Annotated in this window: 13 protein-coding genes and 2 pseudogenes; 9 read left to right on the plus strand and 6 right to left on the minus strand. The window is 71.0% G+C overall.

Annotated elements, in window-relative coordinates:
• Positions 1-50: 50 nt before the first annotated feature.
• Positions 51-632 carry a TerD family protein gene (locus IEJ02_RS18660; RefSeq protein ID WP_223864038.1) on the minus strand — a complete coding sequence of 194 codons (582 nt, stop codon included), beginning with the start codon at positions 630-632 and terminating at the stop codon, positions 51-53.
• Between the two features lie 107 nt (positions 633-739).
• On the opposite strand from IEJ02_RS18660, the gene IEJ02_RS18665 reads away from it, so the two are divergent.
• The 3 genes from IEJ02_RS18665 (at position 740) to IEJ02_RS50405 (ending at position 2,018) form a co-directional block, all read left to right on the plus strand.
• Positions 740-1,108 carry a BlaI/MecI/CopY family transcriptional regulator gene (locus IEJ02_RS18665; protein ID WP_069860587.1) on the plus strand — a complete coding sequence of 123 codons (369 nt, stop codon included), beginning with the start codon at positions 740-742 and terminating at the stop codon, positions 1,106-1,108.
• Positions 1,109-1,305: 197 nt separating this feature from the next.
• Entirely contained in the window at positions 1,306-1,581 is a 276-nt protein-coding gene (locus IEJ02_RS50400; RefSeq protein ID WP_317985834.1) for a hypothetical protein, read from the plus strand.
• On the plus strand, positions 1,578-2,018 hold the full coding sequence (locus IEJ02_RS50405) for a M48 family metalloprotease (RefSeq protein WP_317985835.1): 441 nt from the start codon (positions 1,578-1,580) through the stop codon (positions 2,016-2,018). The genes IEJ02_RS50400 and IEJ02_RS50405 overlap by 4 nt, the downstream gene beginning before the upstream one ends.
• A gap of 183 nt (positions 2,019-2,201) precedes the next feature.
• Here IEJ02_RS50405 and IEJ02_RS18675 read toward each other — a convergent pair whose 3' ends face one another.
• The 3 genes from IEJ02_RS18675 to IEJ02_RS18685 form a co-directional block, all read right to left on the minus strand.
• Positions 2,202-2,519 (minus strand): hypothetical protein, encoded by a 318-nt coding sequence (locus IEJ02_RS18675; protein ID WP_191065913.1) that lies wholly within the window; start codon positions 2,517-2,519, stop codon positions 2,202-2,204.
• A 115-nt stretch (positions 2,520-2,634) separates the two neighbouring features.
• Complete coding sequence (locus IEJ02_RS18680) at positions 2,635-3,114, minus strand: YflT domain-containing protein (protein WP_191065914.1); 480 nt, start codon at positions 3,112-3,114, stop codon at positions 2,635-2,637.
• A gap of 262 nt (positions 3,115-3,376) precedes the next feature.
• A complete protein-coding gene (locus IEJ02_RS18685; protein WP_191065915.1) occupies positions 3,377-3,682 on the minus strand; it encodes a hypothetical protein in 306 nt (101 codons plus the stop codon).
• 122 nt (positions 3,683-3,804) lie between these two features.
• On the opposite strand from IEJ02_RS18685, the gene IEJ02_RS18690 reads away from it, so the two are divergent.
• Positions 3,805-4,173 carry an arsenate reductase family protein gene (locus tag IEJ02_RS18690; RefSeq protein ID WP_137981543.1) on the plus strand — a complete coding sequence of 123 codons (369 nt, stop codon included), beginning with the start codon at positions 3,805-3,807 and terminating at the stop codon, positions 4,171-4,173.
• A 181-nt stretch (positions 4,174-4,354) separates the two neighbouring features.
• Here the strand turns inward: IEJ02_RS18690 and IEJ02_RS18695 are convergent, their stop codons facing one another.
• Positions 4,355-5,989 (minus strand): AMP-binding protein, encoded by a 1,635-nt coding sequence (locus tag IEJ02_RS18695; RefSeq protein ID WP_191065916.1) that lies wholly within the window; start codon positions 5,987-5,989, stop codon positions 4,355-4,357.
• A gap of 489 nt (positions 5,990-6,478) precedes the next feature.
• On the opposite strand from IEJ02_RS18695, the gene IEJ02_RS18700 reads away from it, so the two are divergent.
• Entirely contained in the window at positions 6,479-8,482 is a 2,004-nt protein-coding gene (locus IEJ02_RS18700) for a M6 family metalloprotease domain-containing protein (protein ID WP_223864039.1), read from the plus strand.
• Positions 8,483-8,586: 104 nt separating this feature from the next.
• Here the strand turns inward: IEJ02_RS18700 and IEJ02_RS18705 are convergent, their stop codons facing one another.
• Positions 8,587-9,984 carry a M28 family metallopeptidase gene (locus IEJ02_RS18705; RefSeq protein ID WP_191065918.1) on the minus strand — a complete coding sequence of 466 codons (1,398 nt, stop codon included), beginning with the start codon at positions 9,982-9,984 and terminating at the stop codon, positions 8,587-8,589.
• A 409-nt stretch (positions 9,985-10,393) separates the two neighbouring features.
• Here IEJ02_RS18705 and IEJ02_RS18710 point away from each other — a divergent pair, with 409 nt between their 5' ends.
• From IEJ02_RS18710 to IEJ02_RS18720, 4 genes and pseudogenes are all read left to right on the plus strand, one after another.
• Positions 10,394-10,942: a hypothetical protein gene (locus IEJ02_RS18710; RefSeq protein ID WP_317985836.1), complete on the plus strand. Its 549-nt coding sequence runs from the start codon at positions 10,394-10,396 to the stop codon at positions 10,940-10,942.
• Positions 10,943-10,984: 42 nt separating this feature from the next.
• Positions 10,985-11,038: pseudogene (locus tag IEJ02_RS51080) on the plus strand (polyketide synthase docking domain-containing protein); the annotation flags it as partial.
• A gap of 69 nt (positions 11,039-11,107) precedes the next feature.
• Positions 11,108-12,589 (plus strand): annotated as a pseudogene (locus IEJ02_RS18715) (type I polyketide synthase); the annotation flags it as partial.
• 301 nt (positions 12,590-12,890) lie between these two features.
• A partial coding sequence (locus IEJ02_RS18720) for an SDR family NAD(P)-dependent oxidoreductase (RefSeq protein ID WP_263407955.1) occupies positions 12,891-17,218 on the plus strand: 4,328 nt, incomplete at its 3' end.

Genomic DNA, 17,218 nt, shown 5'->3' on the forward strand with positions numbered 1-17,218 from the left:
CCCGGCCGCTCAGGAAGCTCAGGAAGCCCTCGGGAAGTCCGCCCGTACGCTCAGGAATAGTCCTTGCCCATGAGCTGCCCAAAGCCTTCCGGATCCGCGTCGAATCCACGAATAGCGCTCTGAATTCCCCATTCCCCCGCGTCGTCCCGGGTGAATACCGCGACCGTGGCGGAAGTGGCTTCTGAGACACCGGTGAAGTCGCTCGCCATGAGTTCGGTGTATCCGTTGAGAATCCGGACACTGGTGTTCGGAACATCCCCGAACGTCTTCCGCCCCGCGCCCTGCTGGATGGTTATCCCGACGACCACCCGAGCGTATTCGGACGACAGCCGCTCGAGCTCGAGGGTCATGGACTCATCGGTGCCAAGGCCCTGACCGGTGCGGCTGTCCCTGTTGAGGTTGATGGTGCCGTCCGGTGAACGGCTGTCGAAGTGGACGAGGTACGCGGGCGCACCGTACGGATCGGCGGCGCGGTACGTCCCGGCCACGATGTCGAGATCATGGGGCGGCTCACCGAGGGGGCTCGGATCCCACTTGAGCGCCACCTCGATTTTCTGAAGCCCCTTGTTGAGACCAGTCACCCGGACTTCCCTTCCCTCGAACCGTGCGGATTTGAATGCGCGTGGCGTCAAGCCTATCGCGGGCAGGGTGAGTTGAGGATTTTTCCACAGCCGGGTGCGGCGCCCCGCTGAGGGGTCTCTACTATGGGCCTCCGTACTAACGGCGGAAGGATGCGTCCATGCGACGGTTGGGGGAGCTCGAGGCGGAGATCATGGACCGCCTCTGGGCTTGGCAGCGTCCCACGACGGTGCGGGAGATCGTGGACGACATCAACGAGCACCGCCCGGTCGCCTATACCACGGTGATGACCGTCGCCTCCATCCTCTACAACAAGGGCTGGCTGTTGCGCGCCAAGGAGGGCCGGGCGTGGGTGTACTCACCGGTCCGCAGCCGCGAGGAGTACACCGCGGCACTGATGGAGGACGCCCTCGGCACCAGCGAGGACCGCTCCGCCGCCCTCACCCACTTCGTCGAGCAGATGGGCCCCGAGGAGGTCAGCGCGCTGCGCAAGGCCCTGCGGGCCGCGGGGCGGCGGACCAGGGCGTGACGGCCGCCCTCGCCCTGGCCTGTTACGCCGCCGTCGTCGGCCCAGTGGCCCCGAAGGCGCTGGTGCGCAGCGCCTGGCCGCATCGCGCACCCGCCTTGGCGGTTGCCGTTTGGCAGGGATTGATCCTGTCGCTCACCATCGCGCTCGCTCTGACCACTTATCACCTCGTCACCCCGACTTGGCATCTTCCTAATGGAATGTCCGGCTTGCTCCGGTTCCGTGGGGTGACGCTGGACGCCTGGATCCCGGGCACGGGCCCGTTCGACGTTCCGGCCGTCGCCGTACCGGCCTCGGTGGCACTGGTTCCGCTCATCTGCTTCGGCCATGAGGTGCTGCGGGCCCGGCGCGTCCGCGCCCGCCACCGGGGCGTTCTGGACATGGTCGGCCGGCGCTCGGCGCGGCCGCGCGCGTTCTGGACCACGACACGCCCGCGGCCTACTGCCTGCCCGGCCGCGGGCCGCGGATCGTGGTGAGCACGGGCGCGCTGCGACTGCTCTCCCCCGCGCGGCTGGAGTCCGCACGGGAACATGAGCGCGCGCATATCGCGGGCCGCCACCATCTGGCGCCGGCGGCCACGGAGGCGTTCGCGCGGGTGTTCCGGTGGCTGCCGCCGGCGCGCGAGGCCAGGGCGCGGACGGCGCTCCTGCTGGAGATGGCCGCCGACGACCGCGCGCCGCGCCGCCATCCGCGCCAGGCGCTCGTCTCCGCCCTCCACACGATGGCGGCGGGCCATGGCTCCCACGCTCCCGGCGGGGCCTTCACCGTCGGCGGACCGGGCGCCGTGGTCCGGCTGCGGCGGATGCTGGACGCCCGGCGGCGCCCGCACCCGGCGCCGCGCGGCGCGGTGGCGGCGGTCGCGGTGGGCTTACCGCTGCTGCCTCCCCTGCTGGGCCGCACCCCCGGGATGTAGCACCGCGAGCGCGCCCCAGGGACCGCCCCGGGCGTACGGAGGGCCCGCACGGCCCGGGGCGGGGCGTGCGGCGGCTCAGAGCCGGTCGAGCAGGGTCCGCAAGGTGGCGACCTCGGCGGACCGGCTCTTCACGGTCGTCGACCAGTCCGGCCATCTCCAGGGCCTGCTCATGACGCGGGATCATCATCCGCGCGAAGCTGACATGTCGATATACCTCTTTTTGCCAAGTGTTGACTGTTCCATGGGGCGTGCTGGCAGCGGCGGACCGCCCCGGCGGGCGAGCACCGCGCGCAGGAGCGCTCCGAGCACCCAGACGCCGAGCACCGCGACACACAGCGAGGCCATGTCCATACCGGTCATGGGTTCGCGCGGCTTGGTCTCGGGCGCGGCCGGGACATGCCCGGCCTCGGCGGACGGGGCGGGAGCGGCCCGCCGGGGCCCGGTGTCGGTGGCGGCCGTACCGCCGCCGTGGCCGACGCCATAGGGCGGGGTCGCCGCCATACGGCCAGGGTCGCCGTCGTACCGCGCGGCATCGCCGCCATACGGCGCGGGGCGCAGCTCACCGAACGCATGGTGCGCCGTACGCGCACGGGCCCCCGGAAGCCCCCGAAGCCGCTCAGCCCTCCCGCATCGCCAGCCTGGCCAGCATGTTCTTCGCCTCATCGGCGACCTGGGCGTCCGCGACCACCTCATAGCGCGCGGCCACGATCTGGCTGCGGGACGAGAAATCGCGCCGCCCTCCGGTCATGGCGTGCCCGACGAAACCGAAGATCGCGCCGAATACCGCGCCGTAGACCAGGCCGCTGACCAGCAGCACGATCACGTTGTGGGCCCCCGCGGCGAACACGGACAGCAGCAGCCCGATCAGCAGCCCGAACCACGCCCCCGTACCGGCACCCGCGAGCGCCGCCCGGCCCCTGGTCAGCCGCCCGAGCACGGTCTCGACCATCCGGAGGTCCGAGCCGATGATCGCCGTGTGCTCCACCGGGAACTTGTTGTCGGCCAGGAAGTCCACCGCGCGCTGGGCGCCGGCGTAGGTCGGGTACGAGCCGACGACCGGGCGGTCGACCACCTCCGACGGCGGTTGCTGGGTCATCGCTGACTCCCTCCGTCAAGGAGAGCGTGCGCCCGCGCCTGCCCCCTCGCAACGGGAGAGGGGCGGGGAAGAGCGGAGAAACCTTGCGGCGAGTCCGCACCACCGGATATCCGGAACGCCACCGCGGCTCTCCGCGGAACATTTCCCCGGCACTCTCCGCCCCTCAATTCCCACCCGGTCCGACACCACGGGATTCCCGGAAGCCTCCGGTTCCTTTCCGTCGGACGGAAAGGAACCGGAGGCGCGACGGACCTTATGGGTTTCAGCGGCGGGCGGCGCGGTCGGTGTGCTCTGTGTGGTCGGTGCGGATGAGGGAGCGCACCATCCGGCAGGTGGTGTTGGACGGCGGATGCACGCCGATCCGGGCGGCCGTCGACCGTATCTTGCGGTTGGACGCCTGCTCGGGTCGGTAGACACCGGAGTTGAGCAGCGCGATGGCCAGGCGCATGGCCTTCAGACGGCGGTTGTGGGACTCGTACCACTCACGCGGTCGCCCGGCCGGCATCCGCTTCTTCGGTAGGGTCGGAAAGGTCGGCAGATCCTGAAGAGGGGGTCCGGCAACGGCCATCGGCAACCTCCTGAGTCGGTCGGGAAACCTTCCCTTCAACTCCCTCCATTCTACGGCCGGGTACTGACAAAGGCCCCTGGTCAGGCGCCATTCCACGGCGGTCTCGCGGTACCGTGTCCGGCATGGAGATCTGGATCAATCCGGCATGCTCGAAGTGCCGTAGCGCGCTCACCCTGCTCGACGCGGAGGGCGCCGGTTACACCGTGCGCCGCTATCTCGAGGACGTACCGAGCCAGGACGAGATCCGCGCGGTGCTCGACCGACTCGGGCTGGAGCCGTGGGACATCACCCGGACCCAGGAGGCCGCCGCGAAGGAGCTGGGCCTGAAGGACTGGCCGCGTGAGGAGAGCGCCCGGGGTCGCTGGATCGCGGCACTCGCCGAGCACCCCAAGCTCATCCAGCGGCCCATCATCACGGCGGACGACGGTTCGGCGGTGGTGGGGCGCACCGAGGAGGCGGTGCGGGAGGCGCTGTCCCGGTCCCGGGGCTGACCCTCGGGGTCCCGGCCTCGGGACGCGCCTCGGGCCTCGGCCACCGGCCCCGCCGCGGGACCCGCCTGGGGACCTGCCCAGGGACCACGGAAACGCCCCGGCGCCCCGTGTACGTACACGGGGCGCCGGGGCGTACGCGGTGCCCGGTCGTTCACACCGCCTCGGGCGGCCTCGGGCCGGCTCAGCGGCTCCGCGGTGTGGCCTGCTGCGGGCGCAGCAGGTACCGCTGCGTCTTGCCGCTGGAGGTCTTCGGCAGCTCGGCCACGAAGTGCACGCGCCGCGGATAGGCGTGCTTGGCGTACCGCTCCCTGACCAGCTGCTGCAGCTCGGCCACGAGCGCGTCGCCCGCCTCGATCCCGGGACGCGGCACGACGAACGCCTCCACGACCTCGCCGTACTCCTCGTCCGGCACGCCGACCACGGCGACCTCCGCCACCGCCGCGTGCTCCAGCAGCACGGTCTCCACCTCGAAGGGGCCGATGCGGTAGCCCGCCATCAGGATGATGTCGTCGCCGCGCCCGGAGAAGAACAGCCGTCCCTCCTCGTCGCGGGCGGCGGTGTCACCGGTGTAGAACCAGCGCCCGTCGGGGCTGAACTTCTCCGCGGTCTGCTCGGGGGCGTCGCGGTAGCCCTTGAACCACATCAGCGGGCTGTCGGCGATGTCCACCACGACCCGGCCGGGAACGTCCACGCGGGCCATCGCGGAGTTGGTGTCCTCGCGCAGCACCTTCACGCTCCAGCCGGGCAGCGGACGGCCCATGGTGCCGGGCTTGACCTCCTCGCGCAGGGCAGGGTGCCAGGCGTGGGCGACCACCATGCCCAGCTCGGTCGAGCCGTAGTGGTCGCGCACCGGGACGCCGAGCGTCTCGAGCGCCCAGTCGACGACGTCCGGGGGCAGCGGTTCGCCCGCCGCGGAGCAGCAGCGCAGCCGCAGATCGGCGGGGGCGGGGATACCGGAGGCGCGCAGCTTGCGGTAGACGGTGGGTCCGGCGGCGAAGTTGGTGACGCCGAAGCGGGACAGCACCTCCCAGGTGGACTCCGCGGAGAACAGACCGTTCAGCAGCAGTCCGCGCTGCCCGAGGGCGAGGGGCCCGATGATCGCGTAGTACAGGCCGTACGCCCAGCCCGGGTCGGCGGCGTTCCAGAAGACGTCGGTGGGCTGGTGGTCCAGGCCGAACTGCTGGTACATGGCGAAGCTCGCGACCGCCCACAGCGGGATCGGGACGGCCTTGGGGGTGCCCGCGGTGCCGGAGGTGAACAGCTCCACGATGAGCCCGTCGCCGCCCACGGACACCGGCTCGGAGAGCGGGGCGTGCCCCTCGACCAGCTCCGCGAAGGACAGATCGGCTTCGGTGACCGGCCCGGTGGTGACGATCCGCCAGGGCCGCTCGCCGGGGAAGCCCGACTCCGGGTCCAGCTTGGGGCGTTGGTCGGCGTCGGTGATCACGACCTTGGTGTCGTTGCCCGTGATCCGCAGCGCGATGGCCGGCGGGGCGAACGCGGTGAACAGCGGCACCTGGACGGCCCCGAGCCGCCAGATCGCAAGGCTCGCGACCAGCAGTTCGGTGGATTTGCCCATCAAGGTGGCGACGCGGTCGCCCACCCCGACCCCCAGATCGGCCAGGGCACCGGCCATGCGCGAGGAACGGTCGCGAAGCTCCCCGTACGTCATGTCATGGCCGGTCATGTCCTTGCCCACCACCGTGAACGCGACGGCGTCGTCCGGGTGCCTGTCGCACAGCAGGTACGCGGTGTTCGCCGCAGGCTCACCGAAGGTCTTGAGCAGGTCAGCCGTGCGCTGTTCTGGGCTGGTCAAGAGGGCTCCTAGTGCTGGTATCCACGAGTCGCGCCGGACGGGAGGGAGGGCCGGTGCCCGGCTTCGGGCGAGCGCGTACGCACCGGGGGCGCGGTCGCACCTCGCCTTCCGGGTGGGCTGTTCCCGGGGTGTGCTGACGAAGTCCCAGGCGGCGGCAGCTCCCGTTGGCCTGTACACGCTATCGCGCTTTCCGGCCGGCCCGGCAGCCGTCCTCCGGTACCGGGGCCGGGACGACATCCAGGACGTCATCCGGACGACATCCGCGGGCCGAAGCGGGGGCGGCGGGCGACGGGCGACGGCCCGGCAGTCCCGAGGCGCTTCGACAATCCCGACGCACTTCGGCGTCCCGACGCACTCTGGCGTCCCCCCTTCCCCCGTCCTACCTTTGGGCAGCGGTAGGCATACCGCTCGCACGGCTTGTCATGTCTGAGCTCCGAGACGCCCGACACGAGGTGAGCCTTGATCCTCCCCCGAAGACCTGTCGGCCGGTTGACCGTCGTCGCCACCGTCCTCGCCACCGCGGCGGCCATCGCCGCCGGACCCGCGCGGGCCACCCCCGACGGCACACCGTCGGCCGGTCCCGCCCGGCCGTCGCTGGTGCGGCCGATCGATCCGCAACACTGGCGCAATCCCGACGACATGACCTGGGCCGACTACCGCGCGGTCCCCGGTACGCACTGGGCGGACCCCTCCGTCAAGCCCACCCAGCGCACCTTCAAGGGCGCGCTGGTGCTCCTGGACTACCCCGACGAGGAGTTCACGGTCAGCCGGCCGGCCGGATCCACCCTGTTCGGCAATCCGCAGCCGAGTGCATCCGGTATCCCGCGCGACCGCCTGCCGCGCTTCTACCAGGACTTCCTCAACACACCGGGGCCGCTGAACAACGGCCACACCATCAACGAGTACTGGATGGAGGACTCCGGCGGCCGCATCGGTGTCGATCTGACCGCCTTCGGCGTGTACCGCATGCCGGGCAAGTCCTATCAGTACGGCGTCGAGGACTCGATGAACCCGGGCGCCTGCCCGGCCGGGGACACCTGCGGCAAGGACATCCGGCAGGACGGCAAGGCCGCCTGGGTGGCCGATGTCGGCGCCGACAAGGCGGACTCGTTCGACTTCGCCTTCTATCTCACCGCCGGGCAGGACGAGTCGTCCACCTGGCAGGAGTTCGGCCCGATGAAGTTCCCGGGCGCACCGGACATACCCGCCGCCTGGGGGCCGCCGGCCTCCGCGGGCGACAACTCCGCCCGGACCCGCTATGTGCCGTGGACGTCCTGGCAGGCCGCCGCCCGCATCTGGCCCAACGCCGCCGACGGGTCGTCGGTGCAGGCAGAGAGCTCCGGGATGGCCGTGTACGCCCATGAGCTCAGCCACATACTGGGCATCGGGGACAACTACAACAACCCGTACGGCACCCCCCTCAGCCGTTCGTACACCGGTATCTGGAGCATGCTCTCCCGCGGCTCCTTCAACGGCCCCGGCGGACCGCACACCCGGTGGCAGATCCCCGCCACGGCCGGGGGCTCGATGGGCTCCCAGCACGTGCTGCGCGACAAGCTGAAGCTTGGCATCGTGGACGAGAAGAACGTGCTGCGGCTGGACCGCGATGCGCTGAAGAGCTCCGGGGTCGTCGTCGCCCGGGTCACCGCACGCTCGGCGCCACCGGGCGAGAAGGGGCTCTCCGGGGTCAACATCACCATGGGCGGCGATCTGTCGGAGCCCTGCGACAACGGCACCGACCCGCTGTGCGACGGCGGCGGCTACGACAACTACACCGTCGAGGTCGTCGACCGCATGGGCATGGACTCGTTCACCCCGGATCACGGGGTGCTGCTGGCCAAGACCAAGGACAAGGACCGGGCCCCGTTCGCCTGGGTGGTCGACGCCCACCCCGAGGACATCGACCTGGTGGACTTCCGGCGCCCCGACGGCACGACCCAGAAGATCACCATGGGCGACTACCGGCAGCTCAGCGATGCGCTCTTCCACGCCGGGGCCGACTCCGGCAGCCAGTACGAGTACCTCGACCGGGCCAACCGGCTGCACTTCTATGTGCTCGACCTCGAGCGCGACACGTCCGGAGTGCTCTCGTACACCATCGCCGTGAAGTCCCTCGACGGCGCCGGACCGCAGCGCCGCGGAGTGGCCCTGCACCGCGGCGAGGCCAAGGGCGATCCCTCCCGCTCCCGGGCCGTGTGCACCTTCGGCCTCGACAACACCGGACGCGCCACCGGCGAGCGGGCGACGGCTCCGGCCACGTCGGTGGACTCGGATGTCTACCGGCTGTCGGCGAGGGCCGTCGGCCGGGGCTGGTCCGCCTGGCTGCCCAACCGTCTCGCCACCGCCAGGGCCGGTGGCTCGGTGGACGTGGAGGTGGCCGTGGCCGCGAAGAAGGGTGCCGAGCGGCGGGGCGCGGTCGTCCTCACCGCCCGCTCCGAGAGCGATCCGCACCGAACCGCCAAGGCGCTGTGCCGGCTGTCGGGTCGCCGGTAGGGCGACGGGTGACGGCCCGCCGGAATGCGGCGGGCCGTCCCCGTTCGGCGGTCCTACTCCCTCGGCGGTCCTACTCCCTCCGCGGTCCTACTCCCTCCGCGGTCCTACTCCGTCTCGTCGGCCGCGGTCTGGATCGGCACCCGGAGGGTGTCGGGCTCACAGCCCGCCGTACCGGCGATGATCCGCGCCGCCCCCTTGGTGAGCGGCACCAGGCTCTGCTCGTCCACCTTGTCCGGGGTGTCCCGCGGATCGAAGATGTACATGGGCGTGGTGATCAGCTGCACCAGCGGCACACCCGTGTAGTAGAAGTAGGCGCCGTCAGTGGCCGGATTCGGCGCGAAGGCGGTCGGCGACAGGATCCACGAGCGGCGCAGGTCCTCCGCCGCGAGCGACTCGGCCACCAGCTGCTCCAGCTCGGGCGCCTGGGTGGTGAACCACCAGCGCACCTCGGGGTCGTCGGTGGGCACGACCTCCCCGTCGACCACCTCGGCCTGGCGGGCGGCGTGTTCCAGATGCATTTCGAGGACGACCTGGGGAAACAGCTCGGGGTGTGCCGCGATGAACGCCTGGGTGCCCGCGGCGCCCGCCATGTGGCCGGACGTCAGCACGAACAGCATGTTGTGCGGCCGCAAGTCCTGCGGCACCGACGCCCAGAACTTGGCCTGCGCCAGGACGAGCGCCACCCCGGAGGCGTCCTCAACGGCCGACGCCCAGGGGCCGTCGTGGTGTGAGCCGACGATCACCCAGTGGTCGGAGGCGCCGGGCAGGGTGCCCACCACGTTGTGGGTGGTCTCCTCGGTGATGGTGGCATCGGAGACGATCCGGCCCTCGCACTCGCCCGACGCCATCAGCTCACGGACCCGCCGGCCGTCCTTGCCACTCAGCCAGATGCCGGGGATGGAGCGCCGCTCGGCGTCATACGGCCAGTAGAAGTCGCTGGTCTCCCAGGGCAGTCCGGTGAGCAGGCCGACATAGGCCGTGGCGCCGTCCTTGATGGCGATGTCGAAGTCCAGCACATGGGGAAGGTCGAAGGGCACGGTCTGGACCAGGTCGGGGAAGACGCCCTCAGGGTCGTAGGAGCCGGTGGCGCGGGCCTGCACCTCGGTCTGCGGCAGCCGGGTGAAGGCGATCTCCTGGACCGCGATGGAGCCCCGCACCTCCCCGTCCTCCATCCGCACCAGCCGGCCCTCGGTGCCCTCGGTCGGGGTGGTGTACGGCAGGGCCAGCCCCTCGAAGCGGATGACCTCATCGGGCCGGTCGGTGGGCCAGATCTCGAAGGCGGCGGACCGCGGCCGCCAGATGGGCGTGTCCAGCGGCTCCAGCCGTACGTCCTCAAGGCCGGTCTCCCGGAACTGTTCGGCGGCCCACTCCTCGGTCCAGCCGTCGGCCGGATAACCCGCCCGTCGAATGCCCTGGCTGACGATCAGTTCGATCCAGGCCATCATCTCCTTCGAGGTGGGGGCCCGATCGATGTACTTCTCCAGCTCCGGCCAGCCGCTCATCGTCATCCTCCTCATCGCCATGGTCGGCATTCATGGTCGGTGGGCGGGCTAAAGCTGGGCTAATGCGAGGCCAGGACTCCTCTTTCGCGATGCCCTTTTCTCATCCGTGAGGAAGCCAAGTCCCATCCGGGAGGAGGCCAGGTTCTCGTCCGGGAGGAGGCCAGGTTCTCGTCCGGGAGCAGACCAAGCCGGGCGTTAGACCCACTTTGGCGACGGCACAAATGATGGTCGCCGTATCCGGACAAGCCGCCGATCAGGCGGCTCAGCCGCAGGTCAGCGCCCGATTGACGGTTGGGAGTCGAGTGTGCGTACCGAAAGGTCGGAGGAACGGGAACGGGAATCCCGGGGCACGGCCCGACGGAGGAGGTGGAGCCGGCAGGTCCCGGCCGGTGTCGTGGGTGTGGCCGCGGTGGGCCTGATCGCGCTCACCGTCTCCCCGGTGAACGCCGAGCCCGATACCAGAGCCAACCCACCGCGCGGCAGGAATCCGCTCCCCGCTCCCCCGCAGATCCGCGATCTGGACTTTCTGCTCGGCTCCTACACCTGCGACTACACCCCACCGCCGGGCGGAAAGCCGGCGGTGCTGAAGCTGAACACCAAGCGGGCCATGGGCGGGCATTACCTGTACACGGACGCAACGCTCGAACCCGGAAGCGTGGTCGGCCGTTCGTCCTTCGGCTGGAATCCCGTGGACGGAAAATTCATCACCCAGTACCACGACAACTGGGGTTCCTCCGGAAACTACACCTCGTCCGGCTGGGAGGACGGCCATCTGATATTCAAGGGTCCCCTCACCCAGGTGATCACACCGAATGCCTCGGGGCAGACGACGGGCGTGAAGCTGGATCTCAAGGATGACTACCAGGTGCTCGGGCCGGGGCATTTCAGGGACACCACGAGTTTCACCTTCCCCGACGGAAGTACTTTGCAAGGCAGTTACGACTGCCGTCGCCAATAGCGTTTCAGCGTTCCGGACCGAGGGAAGTGGGGGTGGCCGACCATGGCGAGCAATGAAGAGAAGCTGCTCGACTATCTGAAGCGGGTGACGGCGGATCTCCGGCAGACGCAGCGCCGTCTGAAGGATGTCGAGTCCGCGGGGCATGAGCCGGTCGCCATCGTGGGAATGTCCTGCCGCTTCCCCGGAGGCGTAACGTCCCCCGAAGAGCTGTGGGAACTGGTCGCCACGGAACGGGACGCCATTTCGGAACTCCCCACCGACCGCAATTGGGATCTGGAGAATCTCTTCCACCCCGACCCGGACCACCCGGGGACGAGTTATACGCGCGAGGGCGGCTTCATCGACGACCCGGCGGGATTCGACGCCACGTTCTTCGGCATCAGCCCCCGCGAGGCCCTTGGGATGGCGCCGCAGCAGCGGCTGGCCCTCGAGGCGTCCTGGGAGGCCATCGAGCACGCCGGGGTCGACCCGGAGTCGCTGCGGGGCAGCCGGACCGGCACCTTCATCGGCTGCGATCACCTCGACTACTGCTCCGACGCCTCCCAGGTGCCCGAGGGCTCGGCCGGCTACTTCACCATCGGCAACTCCGCCAGCGTGGTGTCCGGCCGGGTGGCGTACACCCTCGGTCTGGAGGGAGCCGCGGTGACGGTGGACACCGCGTGCTCCTCCTCGCTGGTCGCCATGCATCTGGCCTGCCAGGCGATCCGGCAGGGCGAATGCGATATGGCGCTGGCCGGGGGCGTGGCCGTGATGTCCTCGACGGCACCGTTCATCGGCTTCAGCGAGCTGCGGGGGCTCGCGCCGGACGGCAGGTCCAAGGCGTTCTCGGCCAACAGCGACGGCATGACCCTGGCCGAGGGCGTGGGCGTCCTGCTGCTGGAACGGCTGTCGGACGCGCGGCGCAACGGCCACCAGGTGCTGGCGGTGATCCGGGGCACGGCGGTCAACCAGGACGGCGCCAGCAACGGCCTGACCGCGCCCAACGGGCCCTCGCAGCAACGGGTGATCCGGCAGGCGCTCGCCAACGCCCGGCTGTCGGCTTCCGAGGTGGACGCGGTCGAGGCGCACGGTACGGGTACGTCGCTGGGCGATCCGATCGAGGCGCAGGCGCTGCTGGCCACGTACGGGCAGGAGCGGCCCGAGGGGCGTCCGCTGTGGCTGGGGTCCATCAAGTCCAACATCGGACACGCGCAGATGGCCGCGGGCGCGGCTGGGGTCATCAAGATGGTGATGGCGATGCGCCACGAGGTGCTGCCCGCCTCGCTGCACATCGACGAACCGACACCCCATGTGGACTGGAGCGCGGGCGATGTCCATCTGCTGACCGAGGCGCGGGAGTGGCCACGGGGCGAGCATCCGCGGCGAGCGGGGGTCTCGTCGTTCGGCATCAGCGGGACGAACGCCCATCTGATCCTGGAGCAGGCCCCGGAGGAAGCCGCGACGGTGCAGGGGGACGCCGAAGCGGGGCCGGTGGGGCTGGCCGGGCCCGTGGAGTCGGTGGAGCCGGTGGGTGGGCCGGTGCCGTGGGTGGTGTCGGCGCGCGGTACGGAGGCGTTACGAGGCCAGGCCCGGGCCCTGGCGGCACGGGTGAACGCCGACCCTGCGGTGAGTACCGCTGAGGTGGGCTGGTCCCTGCTGCGCTCCAGGACCCTCTTCGACCACCGCGCCGTGGTCATCGGCCAGGACCGCGAAGAGCTGGTGGCAGGGCTGGAGGCACTGGCCGCCGGAGAACCCCACCCCGGCCTGGTGCACCCCGGCGGAGCCGCCGAGGCGGTCGGGCAGACGGTGTTCCTGTTCAGCGGACAAGGCAGCCAACGCCCCGGCATGGGCGCCGAACTCTACGACCGCTTCCCCNCGGGAGCTGGTCTTCAGCCGCAACCCCGAACAGGCGGCGCTGCTGGACCACACCACCTACGCCCAGGCCGGGCTGTTCGCCCTGCACATCGCCCTGGCACGGCTCCTGGACTCCGTCGGCGTACGCCCCGACGCCGTCATCGGACACTCCATCGGCGAAATCGCCGCCGCCCACATCGCCGGAGTCTTCGACCTCCCCGACGCCTGCCACCTCGTCGCCACCCGCGCCACCTTGATGGGAGGGCTTCCCGAAGGTGGAGGCATGGCCACCATCGCCGCCACCCCCGACGAACTCGCCAACGACCTCGCCGCACACGACGGCCAGGTGAGCATCGCCGCCCTCAACACCCCCACCAACACCGTCATCTCCGGACCCGTTGACCTCGTCGCCGAAATCAGCGCCACCTGGGCGGCCAAAGGCCGTAAAACCAGGAACCTGACCGTCAGCCACGCCTTCCACTCCCCCCTGATGGACCCCATCCTGGCGCCCTTCAAAGAGGCGATCAACGGGCTCACCTACCACCCACCCACCATCCCCCTCATCAGCAACCTCACCGGACAACCAGCCGACGAACAGATCGCAACCCCCGACTACTGGGCCCAACACATCCGCCAACCCGTCCACTTCCACCCCGCCATCACCCACACCACACCCCACACCAGTGTCTACCTCGAACTCGGCCCCGACCCCATCCTCACCACCGCAACCCACCACACCCTCCACCACCACACCACCAACCAGAACAACCCCACAACACCCCTCATCACCTCCACCCTCACCCACAAACGACCCGACACACACGCCCTCACCCACACCCTCGCCCAACTCCACACCGCGGGTGTCGATGTCGACTGGACCAGCTGGTTCCCCGCCGACCCGGCCCCCCGGGTGGTCGGGTTGCCGACGTATGCCTTCCAGCACCAGCGCTTCTGGCTGGCCCCGCCCGCGGCCCGTACGAGCCTCGAGGGGGCTGCCGGGGACCCGGCCGAGGCGCAGCTCTGGCATGCCATCGAGGAGCTCGACGTCGACGCCCTCACCAGCACACTCCAGCTGGACAAGGACAGCCCCGGCATCGACGCCCTGCTGCCCGCGCTCCCCGTCCTGTCCGCCTGGCGGCGGCAGCACCGTGAACGCTCCACCATCGACTCCTGGCGCTACCGCGCCACGTGGCAACAGCTCCCCGACCCGGCCGCCCCGGCCCTGACGGGCACCTGGCTGGTGGTCACCCCTGCCGGTCAGCAGGAGCACGCCACGGTCCAGGTCACCCTCCAGGCGCTACGGACGCACGGCGCCACGGCGCTCCCGTACGCGGTCGACGCCCATCACATCGATCGCGCCGCGCTCCGTGAACGCCTCGACCACCTGACCGACGAGTCCCAGCCCGCCGGGGTCATCAGCCTGCTCGCCCTCGACCAGGAACCGCTCGCCGGCCACGCCGCGGTGTCCGCCGGGCTCGGCGCCACCACCGCCCTCCTCCAGGCTCTCGATGACGCCGGAATCAGCGCGCCGCTGTGGTGCGTCACGCAAGGCGCTGTCGCCACCGGCCGCGGCGACCTCCTCCCCCACCCCGAGCAGTCGAAGATCTGGGGCTTCGGCCGTGTGGCCGCGCTGGAGCATCCGCGCCGCTGGGGCGGTCTCATCGATCTGCCCGCCACCATGACCCACCACACCGCGGGTCGGCTGGCGGCCCTTCTCGCCCCCGGGCAGCCAGAGGACCAGGTGGCCATCCGCGCCACCGGTACGTACGCGCGCCGCCTCGCCCGTGTGCCCGCCGCCGACGCCTCCCCCGCCCCCTGGGAGCCGTCGGGCACCACGCTCATCACCGGTGGCACCGGCGGTCTCGGCGCCCAGGTCGCCCGCTGGCTGGCCCACCGGGGCGCACCCCGCCTCCACCTCGTCAGCCGTTCCGGGCCCGATGCGCCCGGCGCGTCTGAGCTCGGCGATGAGCTCACGGCTCTGGGGACGGACGTCACCATCACCGCCTGTGATGTCTCGGACCGCGACGCGCTCCGGCGGCTCATCGACACCGTCCCCGACGAACACCCCCTCACCGCGGTCATCCACACCGCCGGCACGATGGAACTGGGGCAGATCGGCGAGCTGGACCCCGGGCGGTTGCAGTCCGTTCTGCGGTCCAAGGCCCTGGCCGCCACTCATCTGCACGACCTCACCCAGGACCTCGATCTCACGGCCTTCGTTCTCTTCTCGTCGAACGCCGCCACATGGGGCAGCGGGCAACAGGCCGCCTACGCCGCCGCGAACACCTACCTGGACGCGCTCGCCGAACACCGCCGGGCCCGGGGCCTGCCCGCCACCAGCCTCGCCTGGGGGCCGTGGGGCGAGGCGGGCATGGCGGCCGACCAGCACACGCTCTCCCACCTCAAGCGGCGCGGTCTCGCGCCGCTCCCGACCGACCTCGCCATCGCGTCCCTGCATCACGCCCTCACACACGACGACGCCGCCGTCACGATCGCGGATGTCGACTGGGAGAGGTTCGGGCGTACGTTCACCGCGCAGCGTCCGAGTCCGTTCCTCACCCGGCTGATGCCGTCGAGCGCGGAGCCCGCCACGTCCACGGCCACCGCCGACGACAATCCGCTGCGGCAACGGCTCAGCGCGGCGCCCGCCGCTCAGCGCCATCAGATCCTGGTCCGCCACATCCAGACCCTGGCCGCGACGATCCTCGGCCACTCCGGTCCGGAGGCGGTTCCCCCGGGGCAGCCCTTCCAGGAGCTGGGCTTCGACTCCCTCACCGCGGTCGAGCTGCGCAATCAGCTCGCCGCCACGACGGGCCTCGCCCTCGCTCCGGCACTGGTCTTCGACCACCCGACGCCGAGCGCGCTCGCCACGTACCTGGGCGCCGAACTCACGGGGCAGAAGGCCGCCGTCACCACCCACACGTCGTCCGTGGCCGCCGACGACGAGCCGATCGCGATCGTCGGCATGGCCTGCCGCTACCCGGGCGGCGTGCGCTCGCCGGAGGAGCTGTGGCAGCTGGTCGTCGCGGGCGGGGACGCCATCGGGGAAATGCCCACCGACCGTGACTGGGATCTGGACACGCTCTTCGATCCCGACCCCGAGCGCCTGGGCACCAGCTATGCCCGCGAGGGCGGTTTCCTCCACGACGCGGCCGGGTTCGACGCGGCGTTCTTCGGCATCAGCCCGCGCGAAGCGCTCGCCATGGACCCCCAGCAGCGGCTGCTCCTGGAAACCGCCTGGGAGACCTTCGAGAGCGCGGGCCTGGACCGGGACACGCTCGCGGGCAGCAACACCGGCGTCTTCGCGGGCGGCACCTATCAGGGCTACGGCGCCTCCGGCAACTCCTCGGCGCGGGAGGTCGAGGGATATCTGCTCGCGGGCGGTACGCCGAGCGTCATGTCGGGCCGGGTGGCGTATGCGTTCGGCCTCGAAGGCCCGGCGGTCACGGTGGACACGGCCTGCTCGTCCTCACTGGTCGCCATGCATCTGGCCGCCCAGGCGCTGCGGCAGGGCGAGTGCACGATGGCCCTGGCGGGTGGCGTGACGGTGATGGCCACGCCGACCACCTTCATCGAGTTCTCCCGTCAGCGCGGTCTGGCGGCCGACGGCCGGTGCAAGCCGTTCGCCTCGGCGGCCGACGGCACCGGCTGGGGCGAGGGCGCCGGGCTACTGCTGCTGGAACGGCTGTCGGACGCGCGCCGCAACGGCCACCGGGTGCTGGCCGTGATCCGTGGATCCGCGGTCAACCAGGACGGCACGAGCAACGGCCTGACCGCCCCCAACGGGCCCTCGCAACAGCGGGTGATCGGCCAGGCGCTCGCCAACGCCCGGCTGTCGCCGACAGACGTCGATGTGGTGGAGGGACACGGCACCGGGACCACGCTCGGCGATCCGATCGAGGCGCAGGCGCTGCTGGCCACGTACGGGCAGGAGCGGCCCGAGGGGCGTCCGCTGTGGCTGGGGTCCATCAAGTCCAACATCGGCCACACCCAGGCGGCCGCCGGAGTGGCCGGTGTGATCAAGATGGTGATGGCGATGCGCCACGGCGTGCTGCCCGCCTCACTGCACATCGACGAACCGACACCCCATGTGGACTGGAACGCGGGCGATGTCCGCCTGCTGGCCGAGGCGCGGGAGTGGCCGCAGGGCGAGCATCCGCGGCGAGCGGGGGTCTCGTCCTTCGGCATCAGCGGGACCAATGCCCATGTCATCGTGGAGCAGGCGCCCGATGAGCCGGTGGCGGCGGTGGAAGCCGTCGAGGCGGAGCCGGTGGAGTCGGTGGAGCCGGCGGAGCCGGTGGAGCCGGTGGGTGGGCCGGTGCCGTGGGTGGTGTCGGCGCGCGGTACGGAGGCGTTACGAGGCCAGGCCCGGGCCCTGGCGGCACGGGTGAACGCCGACCCCGGGGTGAGTGCCGCTGAGGTGGGCTGGTCCCTGCTGCGCTC

This window comes from Streptomyces sp. 5-10, from assembly GCF_014712245.1.
GTDB classification, from domain to species: domain Bacteria; phylum Actinomycetota; class Actinomycetes; order Streptomycetales; family Streptomycetaceae; genus Streptomyces; species Streptomyces violaceusniger.

Excerpts from the sequence above, each read along its gene's own strand:
- IEJ02_RS18680 (WP_191065914.1), bottom strand. The coding sequence starts at position 3,114 with ATGACCCAGCAACCGCCGTCGGAGGTGGTCGACCGCCCGGTCGTCGGC.
- IEJ02_RS18665 (WP_069860587.1), top strand. The coding sequence starts at position 740 with ATGCGACGGTTGGGGGAGCTCGAGGCGGAGATCATGGACCGCCTCTGG.
- IEJ02_RS18690 (WP_137981543.1), top strand. The coding sequence starts at position 3,805 with ATGGAGATCTGGATCAATCCGGCATGCTCGAAGTGCCGTAGCGCGCTC.
- IEJ02_RS18675 (WP_191065913.1), bottom strand. The coding sequence starts at position 2,519 with ATGGCGGCGACCCCGCCCTATGGCGTCGGCCACGGCGGCGGTACGGCC.
- IEJ02_RS50400 (WP_317985834.1), top strand. The coding sequence starts at position 1,306 with ATGTCCGGCTTGCTCCGGTTCCGTGGGGTGACGCTGGACGCCTGGATC.
- IEJ02_RS18705 (WP_191065918.1), bottom strand. The coding sequence starts at position 9,984 with ATGAGCGGCTGGCCGGAGCTGGAGAAGTACATCGATCGGGCCCCCACC.
- IEJ02_RS18685 (WP_191065915.1), bottom strand. The coding sequence starts at position 3,682 with ATGGCCGTTGCCGGACCCCCTCTTCAGGATCTGCCGACCTTTCCGACC.